Raw genomic sequence first — 12,477 nt, forward strand, 5'->3', positions numbered from 1 at the left:
GCACCAGGGCCCAGCTCAGCGCCCCCACGACGTACTTGGTGGACGGCGGGATCCAGCGGGCCGACGACCAGAAGGCCTCGATGGCGGCGGCGATGGTCAACATGGCGATCACGCCGTAGAGCAGGGGGACGGTGGCGCTGGCGGCTTGCTGCAGGGCCGCGCTGCGGCTCAGCCGACCCGGTGCCAGCAAGGCGTGCCCGATGCGCAGGCCGGCCGCGCCGGACAGCACGATGGCCGTCAACTCGAACGCCGAGTGCGTGACCACGAAGGGGTAGAAGGTATCGACGTGGCCGCGCAGGGTCAGGTAGCCGGCCACCGCGCCCATGATCGCGCCGTTGTAGATCAAGTAGTAGACGCTGCCCAGCGCCAGCAGGATGCCGCTGGCGAAGCACTGAAAGCCGATGCCGATGTTGTGCATGATGTAGTAGCCGAACATCGACCAGTCGGTGTCGGCGCTGCGCGGCTTGCCGATGGACTCGGCGGCGCTGTCGTACATCTGGTCGAACGACGACACCTGTCGCGCGTCCATCACGTGCAGGATGAAACCCGAGTCGCGGTAGGCCGCCCAGCCGACGGCCAGCGCGGGCAGCACGAACAGCAGCGCGGCGGTCAGCACATGCCAGCGGTGGTCGCGCACGCACTGCGGAAAGCCGATCAGCGCCCAGCGCTGAAAGCTGCGCCAGCCCAGATCGTGCCGACGGTAAATGTGCTGATGGGCCCGTTGCGTGAGCTGTTCGAGCCGCTGCGTGAGGTGGATCGGGTAGGCGCGAGCCTGCGCCAACGCCAGATGCTCGCAACTGCGGCGGTACAGCGCCGCGAGGCGCGCACCCGGCAAGGTGGCTGGCCACGCAGCCCTGCGGCCTTCGAGCTGATCGAGCAGCTGTTCGAGCTCGGTCCACAGCGCGGCGTATTGGGCCTCGAACTGGCGCGGCGTCATCATGGTGTGTCACCCCGGTTGCCGAGCAGCCACTGCGCCACCGGCATGAGCCGCTCGGTGGCGCTGTCGGTGCCGGCCGCGCAGGGGCGGGTCGTCACGGGGCGGGCGATCTCGGCGAGCTCGTCGAGCCGCGCCGGCGTCAGGCTGCGCGCCCGACCGGCCCACGCCACAACCGCGGCCTGCTCGCTCAGGCTCAGCGCGCGCGCTGGCGCCTGGGCCGGGCCGATGGCGATGTCATCGTGCTGGTTGACCACGCGGGCGTGCACCACCAGCGTGCCGGCGGCCAGATCGCCCAGGCGTTTGAAGTCGCGGCGCACGAGCATGGTCACCAAGGCGAAGCCGTAGAGGAAAGGCATGAAATCGACCGCGCGCAGCAGGTTGCGCAAGATCGACGCAGCCGGCGTGACCGGCACGCCCGAGTCCAGCACCACCCTCAGGCCGAGCGCCCGCTTGCCGGGGGTGGCGCCGCCGAAGCCCAGCTCGAAAAGCACCGGGTAGAACCATTCGAGCAGAAAGTAGAGGATCAGGCTCAGCGCCATGCCCAGGCCGCCGAGCGAGCCGAGCATGGGCAGCGCGATGATGGCGACAACCAGCCGGATCAGGCAGTCGATGGCGTAAGCCAGCACGCGTGGCACGACCCCGGCAGGGCGCAAGCGCAGCGCAATGCCTTCGGGGGTTTCAACTTGGTACAGCGTGTCGAGCGCCACGGGTTGATGCTTCGCAGATCAGCGGGCGACCGAATGGTCGATCATGGTGAGCGCCTCCCTTGGCCGCGCGGCCGGATCATAAACGAGCGCACCCCGCCAGGAATCGCACGGATTGGGTGGCGAACACCGCCCGTTTATGCCCACCGAAAAAGCGGCCTTCGCGCACACTGACGGGTGCTGCGTCAGCTGCCTGACCAGCGTCCATAACCAAATTCAGCGAGTCTTCCGTTATGCCTCAAGAGTCGACAACTGCCGCCGTGAATGACGTCAGCCTCAAGACGATGAAGTTGCGCCCAGGCATGTCCTTGCAAGTCCAGCGCGCGGGGCAGGGTGGCAGCCGCGAAGCGCAATTCCTGGCGGCCATCGACGGCAAGGGCGTGATGGTCGGGCCGCATGCGTCGGCCGGAGCCACGGGCATGAAGGCGGGCGAAGACTACGTGGTGCGCGGCTTCACCGGGCAATACGATTTCACGTTCGGCGCGCGCGTCATCCAGACGTTCGAGGAGCCGTTCACCTACGCCTTGCTGGCTTATCCGCCGGCGGTGCAGGCGCGTCTGGTGCGTCGTGCCATGCGTATGAAGACCTCGGTGCCCGCGCTGGGCACGCCCGAAGGCGCGCCGGCCGCCACGGTGACCGTGATCGACCTCAGCGTGTCCGGCGCCATGATCAAGGCCCCCGTGGCCTTGGGTGCCGTGGGCGGCAACCTGATGCTGTCGCTCGCGGTCGAGATCGACAAGTCGCTCGCCAACCTGGGCTTGGCCTGCACCATCTGCCACAGCAGCCGTTGCGAGCGCGGCGAGGGCTACAACATCGGTGTGGCGTTCAAGTCGGTGTCCACCAACGACAAGCTGGTGCTCAACTACCTGATGCAGTCGGCCGAGTAGGCCCGGTCGATCACCCGCGCCGGGCCCGCGCTCACGCGGCTTCGTCTTCGGCCAGCGGCTCCACGGCAAAGCGGATGCGGGGGCGCGGCTGCAGGTAGGCGCGTGCCGCCTCGGGCAGATCGTGCGGCTTGATGCCGCGCAGGATGCCCAGGTCGCGCACGGTTTCGAGATCGAGCAGCAGGGCTTCGTCGCGCGGCACGCCGGGGTCGTACACCAGCACTTGCGGCTTGAGCGCGCGGGTGGAGTGCGGCGACGAGTTCACCGCCATCACCATGGCGTAGCGCTTGTCGGTGAGCTGCACGGTCGAGCCGGCGGGGTACACGCCCATCAGCTTGATGAACGCGGCCATGATGGTCACGTCGAACTTGTCCTTGCCCAGCGCGAACAGCCGCGAGATGGCATCGTGCGGGGTGACCTGCTCGGTGCTGTTGGGTGGGTTGCACAGGTTGTCGTAGCGGTTGATCAGCGCCACCACGCGAGCCGCGGCGGTCATGCGGTTGGTGCCGATGCCCTTGGGGAAGCCGCTGTGGTCGCCCAGCTCGTGGTGCTCGGCCAAGATGGACAGGGCGCCTTCGCTCAGCCCCATCTTGCGGCCCTGCGCCACGCCGTAGTTGACGTGCTCCTCGTACAGCCGCGCTTCGGCGGCGGTGAAGCTGGGCAGGCGCTTGGTCAGGCGCGAGGGCAGTTCGAGCTTGCCGATGTCGTGCAGCAGCGCGCCCATGCCCAGATCCATCATCTCGGCGTCGTTCCAGCCGAAGGTATGGCCCATCAGCATCGACAGGATGGTCACGTTGACCGAGTGGCTGGCGAGCTTGTCGCCGTCGCGGCCGGCCAGCACGCGCACGCACAGATCCTTGGCCTGCATGACGTCGGCGAAGCCGCGCGTCAGGGCTTCGGCGCCCTGCGCGGCGGCTTGGGGGTCGCGGTGCAGCTGATCGAGCACGGTGGCGTAGTGCCGCGTGGCCTCGGCGAACTGCTTCTCGCTGGCGGCCAGGGCACTGCGCTGGGCTTGCAGCCGGGCGCGGCGCTCGGCGGCGGCGGCTTCGGCCTGCAGGTGCTCGGGCGTCAGTTGGTCGGCCGGCTGCGGCGCGGCATCGGCAACGTGGCGGTCGGGCTCGGGCGTCAGCACGGACAGGCTGTTGGCCGGATCCCAGTGCACTTCGGCGATGCCGAGGTTGCGGATGGTCGAGAGCTGCTTTTCGGTCGAGATGCGGAAGCTGGAGCGCGGAAAGGGGTGGGACAGCCAGGACATGCCCAAGTGCACCATCATGCCGACGCGCAGGTCGTTGACATGGATGACCGGCAATGTTTCGATGGATTGAGCCATGTTTGTCTCGCGGAGCCGCCCTTGATCTGATTCGCTATCGCCCGGTGGTGGGCGTGCCTGCATATCGTCGGGTTTCGCCCCGCCTTTAGGGGGCGAGGCGCGGCGCGCGTGCAGGAGGTCACGCTGCCGCCGGGCGGGCAGCGTCAGGCGCGGGGTCAGAGGCTTCCGCGGGCGATGTCGATGGGGTTCAACTGGCCGGCGAGCAAGGCGGCCGCCATGAGATGGTGCATGCGCTGGCGCAGCCAGAACAAGGCGCGCAGCCAGACGCGGTCGCGGTAGATTTCGGTCCAGCTCAGCTCGCGGCTGCTGCCGGACAGCGAACGCTTGTATCGCGCATCGCCGGCCAGGAAGTCGTATTCGACGCAGCCCTGGTCAGCGTAATGCTGGATGGCCCGCGCGTGGGTCAGCAGGCCGGGCTTGAGCTTGCCGCTGGGCTCGAAGGCGAAACCCGACTGGAAGAACGACACGTGTCCGTCGTGGATGAAGTTGTAAAGGTAGCCGATCGGGCCGCCCGGCGTGCTCAGGCAGATGAGATCGACCTGACGGCTGCTCCACAGCCTTTCGATGAGGCGGCGGTGGAAGGCCTGCGCCTTGGCCGTGCCGAACGAACCGGCCTCGCCCCGGGCTTGCCAGCGCGAGGTGTGCAACTCGCACAGAGCGTTGAACAGGCGCAGCGCTTCGTCAAGCGAGTCGGCCCGAGTCAGGGTCAGCGGCCCTTGTTCCTCGTAGGCGCGCGCGCTGCGGCGGATCTGCGCGCGGGTGTTGGCGCTCAGCGTTTGCTCGAAAGGCGCGCCGCGCAACGTCTGCAGATCGACGTGGCAAGCCGGCGAGTGGCGCTGCTGGACGCGCACGGCCGGCAGCAGCGTCACGATGCGGTTGACCAGGCTGTTGTCGGCATGGGCGGCCAGCACGAGGCGGTCCCAGCGGGTCGTGCCGATCAGCGCCGCCAGATCGGTGGCAATGGCGGGCTCGTAACCGGGCAAGTGCAGCACGTCGTTGTACTCGGCCAGTGGCGTGCGCTCGGTCGCTTCGCCGGTGGCATTGATGAACAAAGTGCGCAACGGAATGCGCCTTTTGCGCACGGTGCGCGACAGCAGCAGGCAGCCGCCAACGACACGCCCCTCGTGCTCCCAGCGCACCCACTGGCCGCCAAAGTCGCGCCCGTATTGGTCGAGCCAGCCCTGCAACCAGTCGGCCGAGGTGAAGATCGAGCCGTTGCGGGCCTGCTTGAACAGGGGTGTCCACCACGCAGGCACCTCGCGCTGCGGGTTCAGGTCGGCCACGCACCGCTGCAGCGTCAGGGTGCCCGCTTCGGTGCCGGCAAGCACGGGTTGGATGGCCTCCGGGGCCGGCTGAGCATTGAACATGGCGGGGTGGACGCTCAGGGGCGCGAGGCCTGGCGAGAGGCCTGGCGAGAGGCAGGATCAACCTGACATCATACTGACTGGTGCTTGGCACTTAACCCATTGCGCCAGCCGTACCCGCATCCCGGGGATGTCCGCCGCCCGCCCCGCTGTTGTCTGGCGGGGCGGGCGGCTGTGCGAGTGTGCGTTGACGCATAAGGTGCAAGTAACGCCATAGTGCTGAGCCCCGGTGGCATCACCATAAGCTGCAATCTTTAGTGAGCAAAAGCTGTAAGTAGATGCCCCCTTGCTCGAACTGCTTATGAGCAGAATGCGGCAGGTTTAGCAGCGCCTGTCGATTTCCGGTCACGGCAGGGAGTTCTTTGCCAGTTTTGCCTGCACGCTCGCCTCACGCCTGCGTTCGCGCGTGTAAAAGAGCGATACGGCGTGCAGGAAGTCGGTATTGCTAACACCCCCGATGATTCCTGCTTGAGCGTTTGCTGGGCGCAGCGTGTCGGCGAATCTACGTTGCCGCCTTGGTTGGCCTCATCGCCAAACCCGTCTTTTCGCAGTCTCCTCCTTGTGTTCCAGACGGAAACCCATCAAGTCATCGTTGGTGGTGCTGGGGTGGATGTCGATGTGCTTGAGCGCGGCCATCTCGCGCAGTTGTCTGAACTTGCCGCGCTGTGCCTCCGGGACGAAGAGCAACAGCGAAACGGGCAATGCCTGATCTTCGTTCTCGTCATACATGAAGGCTCCAAGTGTGGACTTCCTGATTCGAGAGTCTGCGCGCACGTCTTCGCCTGGTCAGCATCGCTCTGATTGACAAGAGTGTCATTATCGCCCACAATGCGATGCATACGAATCGCATTGCGGTTAAATTGTTTGGGGCACATGCGCAAGTGGAAAGGTGGTTTCATGGCGAAGCGGCGATTGGGTTACAGCGATCAGGACATGGCGAGCAGTCCCTATGCGCGGTTTTTCAATCCGCACATGGCGCCTTTGCCCGAGCATGTGCTGGAGGCGTTGTCCAAGGGCGTGGTTGCACAGGAACTGCTGCCTCCGGTGTCCCAGGCCGAGGCCATGCAAGAGGAGGGCTATGCGCTGATTGAAAACGGCTACACGATCACGCCGGATGGTGCCGGGCGCATTGCTTGTCTCACCAGGATGCCGGGCGTGTTGCCGCACATGTGGGCGTGGTGGTTCGCCTGGCATGGCAGCGAGGCGCTGCGCTACAAGCTGTGGCATCCGCTGGCCCATGTGGACGTGGCCTGGGCCGATGGGCGCAGCGATCTGAATCATTACGTGGGGCGCACTTCCAGGATCGTGGAGTACCTCGGTGCCCGTTGCATGCATGTGTGGCTGCGCTTTGTGTCACCTGCCGTGCTCGGCTTCGATGAAAGCCGCTTGAGTGCGCGGGGTGAGGTGGTCATCTGCGGTCGCGGCGGCATCGCGGGCCTGCCTTTCGAAGCCGTCTGGCTGGTGCATCACATTCGGCCCGTGGTCGGTGGCAGCGAGATGCGCTCGCGCTTCTGGCTGGGGGGCGCCAATGTCCATCCCATCGGAATGCCGGGTCCTGTGGGGCGCGCCATTGGCTTGCTGGCCGCTCAGACGCAACGCTATACGGCGACGCAGGCCGCCGAGATGATGATCCACGATGCCCAGGAGATGAATCACCTCGCGGCCATCCTGCCTGATCTCTACGCCACCTTTGGCCCAGGTCGTTGAGCGGCCTCCACCCTGTTTCACGGAGCAAGAAGTGCAAAGACCCCGAGACAAAGGCGTGATGCTGACGCGCGGCCAACCCGGCTTTGATGCGGCCGTGCTGAGAACCAGCTTCAATGGCAGCGATCCTGGTGTGCGGCCGAAGGTGCTGGTGCAGGCCAATGACGTGTTCGATGTGCTGTCTGCGGTCAAGCGGGCTCGTCGCGAGGGTTTGAAGATCAGCGTGTGCTCGGGTGGACACAGCTGGATGCAGAACCACTTGCGAGAAGGGGGCTTGCTGATCGACATGTCCCGGCTCAACCGCATCGAGGTGGACGTGGAAGCCCGTTTGGCCGTGGTCGGGCCCGGTTGCTGGAGCGTGGACCTCGACAAGCGCCTGCGTCGGGACGATTTGTTTTTCCCGATCGCGCATGCCGTGGACGTGTGCCTGGGCGGCTACCTGCTGCAAGGCGGCTTCGGCTGGAACAGCCGGGTGCTGGGGCTGGCTTGCGAGAACGTGGTCGGTCTGGATGTGGTGACGGCGCAAGGCGAACTGGTGCACGCCAGCGAGCATGAGCACCCCGACCTGTTCTGGGCAGCGCTTGGCGCGGGGCCGGGCTTCTTTGGCGTGGTGGTGCGCTATCACCTCAAGGTGCACCCGCGCCCCAAGGTAACGGCCCTGGCCATGCAGGTGTTCCGCATGCGGCACCTGGAAGAGGTCTTCTTGTGGGCAGAAAAGGTGGGCCCGCAGGTGCCCCGCTCGGTGGAGTTCCAGTTGCTGCTGACGCGCAAGGCCACGGGCATCTTCTCGCCCGGCATCGAGGTCATTGCGCCGGTGTTGACCCACAGCTGGCGGCAGGCGCGTGAGGACACGGCCTTTCTGAGCAAGGGCCCCCTGCGCGCCAAGGCCAGCCTGGCGCCACCCTTGCTGCCTGTGTCGACTTCACTGATGTCTTACCTGGCTGCCAAACGCATCTTCCCGCCTGGCATGCGATGGAGTGTCGACAACATGTGGACGGACGCCCCGATGTCACAGATCCTGCCTGGCCTGCAGCGCATCGCAGACACCATGCCGCCCATGCCCAGCCATGTGCTGATGATCAGCTGGCATCCACCTGAGGCACGTCAGGACATGGCCTTCTCGGTTGAAGGCAAGCACTACCTCGCACTGTACGGCGAGTGGCGTGACCAGGCTGATGACGCGCGCTACGGCAACTGGGCAACGGACAACATGAAGGCCATGGAGCACTTGAGCAAGGGCATCCAACTGGCGGATGAGAACCTGGGCAAGCGTCAGGCCCGTTTCTTGTCCGACGCGCATTTCGATCGCATCCAGCGCATTCGCGCCGAGTACGACCCACAAGGCTTGTTCCAGACGTGGAAGGGGCATTGACCATGTCTACACTCTCGGCCATGTCCAAGCCAGCCCAAGCAGCCAGTCAGGCCAATCAGCTCGCCCCCGAATCAGACAGCACGGAACGACAAGGCATCCAGGTCATTGCGCGAGCGGCGGCCATGCTCCGGGCGCTGGCCCATCATCCCGAGGGCCTGAGCCTGGGTGAGCTGGCGCGTGAAGTGACCTTGCCGCGCTCGACAGTGCAGCGCATCGTCGATGCCCTGGACAAGGAAGGCCTGGTGCTGGCGGCATCAAGCGTCAGCGGTGTGAGGCTGGGGCCGGCCTTGCTGTCGCTGGCCGCTGCGACTCGCTTTCACATGGCTGAACTGGCCCGCGAGACGCTTGAAAACCTCTCCAAAGCCACACGGGAGACGGTGGACCTGTCCGTGCTGGATCAGGATAAGGTCGTGTTCATCGACCAGGTGGCCGGCTCGCAACGGTTATCGGCCGTGTCAGCGGTAGGCGTGTCGTTTCCATTGCACTGCTCGGCCAATGGCAAGGCACTGCTGGCGGCGATGTCGGATGATGAGTTGCGCAAAGTGCGCAAGCGCCTCGTGCTGGCACGTCAGACGGACCAGACCATCACCGACTGGGCGCGCCTGGAAGAGGAGATCCAGGCTGTTCGTCGCGATGGCTTTGCGTGTGACCGTGAAGAGAACTCCGAAGGCATCTGTGCCGTGTCCACCTTGATTCGCAGCGCCACAGCCGAACTGGCTGCCATCTCGATACCGGTACCAGCGCAGCGTTTTCGACATGCTGAAGCCGAGCTGATCGCGATGTTGCTGCAGCACGCACGTGCGTTGCAGCAGAAGCTTGGGCGCTGAGTTATCCCCGCAAGCTGTGGATAACCTTGTTGGCAAGCGAAACGACGACCATCCTCTGCATCGAAAGCGACAAGGCGATGCGTAGAGGCCCGATTTCCTAGCTGCTCGACTCACCGAGCGTCTAAAAAATATCAGGGCGATTCAAGTGCGCTCCATGTCATCTTTCGCGGTACTCATTGGTCTAGCGAGCACCAATTGATAGAAAGGCGGTTCTCCTGAGGGAACCGCCTTCAAATCACTCAGAGCATGTGCGGAAACTTGCAGCTTATGGGTGAACGCACACGAGGTCAACCGCACTGGCCCACGTAGCCACAGGCGGTGCAGAAGTCGCAGCCGTCTTTCTGGATCATGGTGTCGTTGCCGCACTCGGGGCAGCGCGCGCCCTGCATCAGGCTCGGCGCGGTGGGCGCGTCGCCCGGGTGGTCGCCGGCGGGCTTGACCGGGTTTTGCAGGATGCCCATCTCGCGCGTCGGGAAGCCCTGCTCGTCCAGCACGCCCAGCATCGCGTAGCGGTGGATCACCAGCCGCGCCAGGTAGGCCACGGTGCTCGGCCAGGTCTGCTGGCGGCGGGGCTGGCTGCGGTCGATGCTCGGCACGAAGGCCATGAAGTCGCCCAGCGGCTCGGCGTAGTTGAGCAGCTTGCGCAGCTTCATGCCGATCCAGGCCGGGTCGAGCACGCGCATGTCGAGCGACAGCAGCCGCGCCAGGCCGTCGAGGGCGCGCGGGTAGTTGCCCGACAAGCCCATCGAGTAGGGGCGCGTGGCGCCGTCGGGCAGGGTGATTTCTTTCAGCGTGAGCGTGAAGGCTTCGCCGGACGCGGGGTTGTCCACGTCCACCGCCCAGGCCAGCGTGCCGTCGGTGCCGGTGCGCGGCTCGTGGCGGCTGAACATCGCGTCGAGCACCGGGGTCGGGCCGTCGATCTTCAGCGCGTTGAGCTGCTCGCAACGCCAGCGCACCACGGCGGCGGTGGCGGCCACGATGCCGGGGAAGCGGCGCCGCTCGCCGTGCGGCGGGAAGCGCATCTCGAACGAGCGCTCCTCGGCCACGGTGGCCAGCGCGTCGAGCTTGAGTTGCAGCCAGGCGGGGTCGTCGGCGCGCATGTCCATCGACAAGGTCTTGGCCAGCGCCCCCAGGCCGCGCGGCTGCTCGGCGCCGTTGACCCACACCTCGAAGGGCACGGTGCGGTTGTCTTGCGGCAACTCGCCGACGAACAAGGCGAACGCGCCCCAGGGGTGCTCGACCATGAAGGCCCAGGCGGGGTTGCCGGCGTTCAGGTCGGGGCGACCCGGCCAGCGCAGCGACGACAGCACCGGCGCGGGCAGCTTGTCGATGCTCAGCCGCGTGTTGGCGCGCAGCGGCTCGGGCTGCGTGGCCGGCGTGGCACCGCCGCCATCGACCGACAGCACCGAGCCCAGCACGGCGTTGGGCCGGTAGGTGGCCAGGCCCTTGAGGCCGGCCTGCCAGGCGCTGGTGTAGAGGTCGGCGAAGTCCTCGAACGGGTAGTCGGCCGGCACGTTCACGGTCTTCGAGATGGCCGTGTCCACGTAGGGCGCCACGGCGGCCACCATGGCCTTGTGCGCTTCGGCGCTCATCTCGAGCGCGGTGACGAAGGCGCTGGTCAGCGGGGCGTCGTCGCCCTTGAGGTGGCGGAACAGACGCCAGGCGTGGTCTTCGACCGCGTAGTCCTTGAAGGTGCCGTCGGGCATGCGCTTCTTGCGGCGGTAGCTCCATGAGAAGGCCGGCTCGATGCCGTTGCTGGCGTTGTCGGCAAAGGCCAGGCTGATGGTGCCGGTGGGCGCGATCGACAGCAGGTGCGAGTTGCGCAGACCCTGTTGCTGGATGCGCGCCTTGATCTCGGCCGGCAGGCGCGAGGCGAAGTTGCCGCCGCTCAAGTACAGGTCGGCATTGAACAGCGGGAAGGCGCCGCGCTCTTGCGCCAGGTCGATCGAGGCCAGGTAGGCCGCATCGCGCATCGCGATCGAAATGCGCGAGGCCATCTGCCGCGCGGGCTCGGTGTCGTAGCGCAGGTTGAGCATCACCAGCGCGTCGCCCAGGCCGGTGAAGCCCAGGCCCACGCGGCGCTTGCTGCGCGCCTCGGCCTGCTGCTGCGGCAGCGGCCAGTGGGTCACGTCGAGCACGTTGTCGAGCATGCGGGTGGCCACGCGGCAGAGTTCGGCGAAGCCGGCGAAGTCGAAGGCCGCGTCGGCTTCAAAGGGGCGCTGCACGAAGCGCGTCAGGTCGATCGAGCCCAGGCAGCAGCAGCCGTAGGGCGGCAGCGGCTGCTCGGCGCAGGGGTTGGTGCTGGCGATGGTTTCGCAGTAGTGCAGGTTGTTGTCGCGGTTGATCCGATCGAGAAACAGCACCCCCGGCTCGGCGTGGTCGTAGGTGGAATGCATGATCTGATCCCACAGCTCGCGCGCCTGCACGCGGCGGTACACCCAGAGGCCGTCGGTGCGCTGGTAGGCGCCGGCATCCTTTTGCTTGGCGCCGGGCTCGGCGCGGTGCAGCAGCTCGATCTCGCCGTCGGTCTGCACGGCCTGCATGAAGGCATCGGTCACGCCCACCGAAATGTTGAAGTTGCGCAGGTCGCCCTGGTCTTTGGCGTGGATGAATTCTTCGATGTCCGGGTGGTCGCAGCGCAGCACGCCCATTTGCGCGCCGCGTCGCGCGCCAGCCGATTCGACGGTTTCGCACGAGCGGTCGAACACGCGCATGTAGCTCACCGGGCCCGAGGCGCTCGACTGCGTGCTGCCCACCCAGGCGCCGCGCGGGCGGATCACCGAGAAGTCGTAGCCCACGCCGCCGCCGCGTCGCATGGTTTCGGCGGCCTCGGTGAGCGCGGTGTAGATGCCCGGGGCGCCGTCTTCGAGCTGCGAGATCGAGTCGCCCACCGGCTGCACGAAGCAGTTGATCAGCGTGGCCGTGAGGTCGGTGCCGGCGGCGGACTGGATGCGCCCGGCCGGGATGAAGCCGCCCTCGAGCGCCCATACGAAGCGCTCGGCCCAATGCGGGCGCTGCGCCGGCACCTCGGCCTCGGCCAGGGCGTGCGCCACGCGGGCAAACACCTCGGCGGCGCTGGCTTCGTCGCCCTTGGCGTATTTTTCAACCAGCACTTCGGCGCTGATGGGTTGGGGCGGCAAGGTGGCGGCCGTGCGCTCGGGGGATGCTGCCGGCGCGGACGGGGCCGAGGTGGGTTGAGCGGTGGTCATCGGGGGGTCTCCTGCTGTCTCTCGAAGGCTGTAATGGGGGTGCCCGCCAAGGCTAGAAGCGCGCGGGCACCAGGGTTTTGCGTTGAATCAGGCCAACAATTGCTCGGGGGCTTGGTGAATCACCGGAGCCGCCCTGTCGTCATGCG

General features: G+C 66.5%; 10 protein-coding genes. 4 read left to right on the forward strand and 6 right to left on the reverse strand.

All coding sequences use genetic code 11. The features are described from left to right. Both ACE3SS_RS12890 and ACE3SS_RS12895 read right to left on the reverse strand, forming a co-directional pair. On the reverse strand, nt 1-940 hold a 940-nt coding region (locus tag ACE3SS_RS12890; protein WP_374594553.1), incomplete at its 3' end, for a stage II sporulation protein M. Next, entirely contained in the window at nt 937-1,644 is a 708-nt protein-coding gene (locus tag ACE3SS_RS12895; RefSeq protein ID WP_374594554.1) for an RDD family protein, read from the reverse strand. The genes ACE3SS_RS12890 and ACE3SS_RS12895, both read right to left, overlap by 4 nt. A gap of 257 nt (nt 1,645-1,901) precedes the next feature. Between ACE3SS_RS12895 and ACE3SS_RS12900 the strand changes: the two genes are divergently transcribed. Beyond that, nucleotides 1,902-2,528, forward strand: coding sequence for a PilZ domain-containing protein (locus ACE3SS_RS12900; protein ID WP_374594556.1), 627 nt, complete (start codon nt 1,902-1,904; stop codon nt 2,526-2,528). A gap of 31 nt (nt 2,529-2,559) precedes the next feature. Here the strand turns inward: ACE3SS_RS12900 and ACE3SS_RS12905 are convergent, their stop codons facing one another. From ACE3SS_RS12905 to ACE3SS_RS12915, 3 genes are all read right to left on the reverse strand, one after another. Beyond that, nucleotides 2,560-3,855, reverse strand: a complete 1,296-nt coding sequence (locus tag ACE3SS_RS12905; protein ID WP_374594557.1) for an HD-GYP domain-containing protein — start codon at nt 3,853-3,855, stop codon at nt 2,560-2,562. Nucleotides 3,856-4,010: 155 nt separating this feature from the next. Further along, nucleotides 4,011-5,222 (reverse strand): GNAT family N-acetyltransferase, encoded by a 1,212-nt coding sequence (locus ACE3SS_RS12910; protein ID WP_374594559.1) that lies wholly within the window; start codon nt 5,220-5,222, stop codon nt 4,011-4,013. A gap of 522 nt (nt 5,223-5,744) precedes the next feature. Further along, nucleotides 5,745-5,948, reverse strand: coding sequence for a hypothetical protein (locus ACE3SS_RS12915; RefSeq protein WP_374594561.1), 204 nt, complete (start codon nt 5,946-5,948; stop codon nt 5,745-5,747). A 144-nt stretch (nt 5,949-6,092) separates the two neighbouring features. On the opposite strand from ACE3SS_RS12915, the gene ACE3SS_RS12920 reads away from it, so the two are divergent. From ACE3SS_RS12920 to ACE3SS_RS12930, 3 genes are read left to right on the forward strand one after another with little or no spacing between them, the layout of a single operon-like run. Next, nucleotides 6,093-6,926: a DAPG hydrolase family protein gene (locus tag ACE3SS_RS12920; protein WP_374594563.1), complete on the forward strand. Its 834-nt coding sequence runs from the start codon at nt 6,093-6,095 to the stop codon at nt 6,924-6,926. A gap of 31 nt (nt 6,927-6,957) precedes the next feature. Then, nucleotides 6,958-8,295 carry an FAD-binding oxidoreductase gene (locus ACE3SS_RS12925; RefSeq protein ID WP_374594565.1) on the forward strand — a complete coding sequence of 446 codons (1,338 nt, stop codon included), beginning with the start codon at nt 6,958-6,960 and terminating at the stop codon, nt 8,293-8,295. A gap of 20 nt (nt 8,296-8,315) precedes the next feature. Continuing rightward, nucleotides 8,316-9,122 (forward strand): IclR family transcriptional regulator, encoded by an 807-nt coding sequence (locus ACE3SS_RS12930; RefSeq protein ID WP_374594567.1) that lies wholly within the window; start codon nt 8,316-8,318, stop codon nt 9,120-9,122. A gap of 287 nt (nt 9,123-9,409) precedes the next feature. Here ACE3SS_RS12930 and ACE3SS_RS12935 read toward each other — a convergent pair whose 3' ends face one another. Next, nucleotides 9,410-12,331, reverse strand: coding sequence for an adenosylcobalamin-dependent ribonucleoside-diphosphate reductase (locus ACE3SS_RS12935; RefSeq protein ID WP_374594569.1), 2,922 nt, complete (start codon nt 12,329-12,331; stop codon nt 9,410-9,412). Between the last annotated feature and the right edge of the window lie 146 nt (nt 12,332-12,477).

This window comes from Aquabacterium sp., from assembly GCF_041915145.1.
Classification (GTDB): domain Bacteria; phylum Pseudomonadota; class Gammaproteobacteria; order Burkholderiales; family Burkholderiaceae_C; genus Aquabacterium.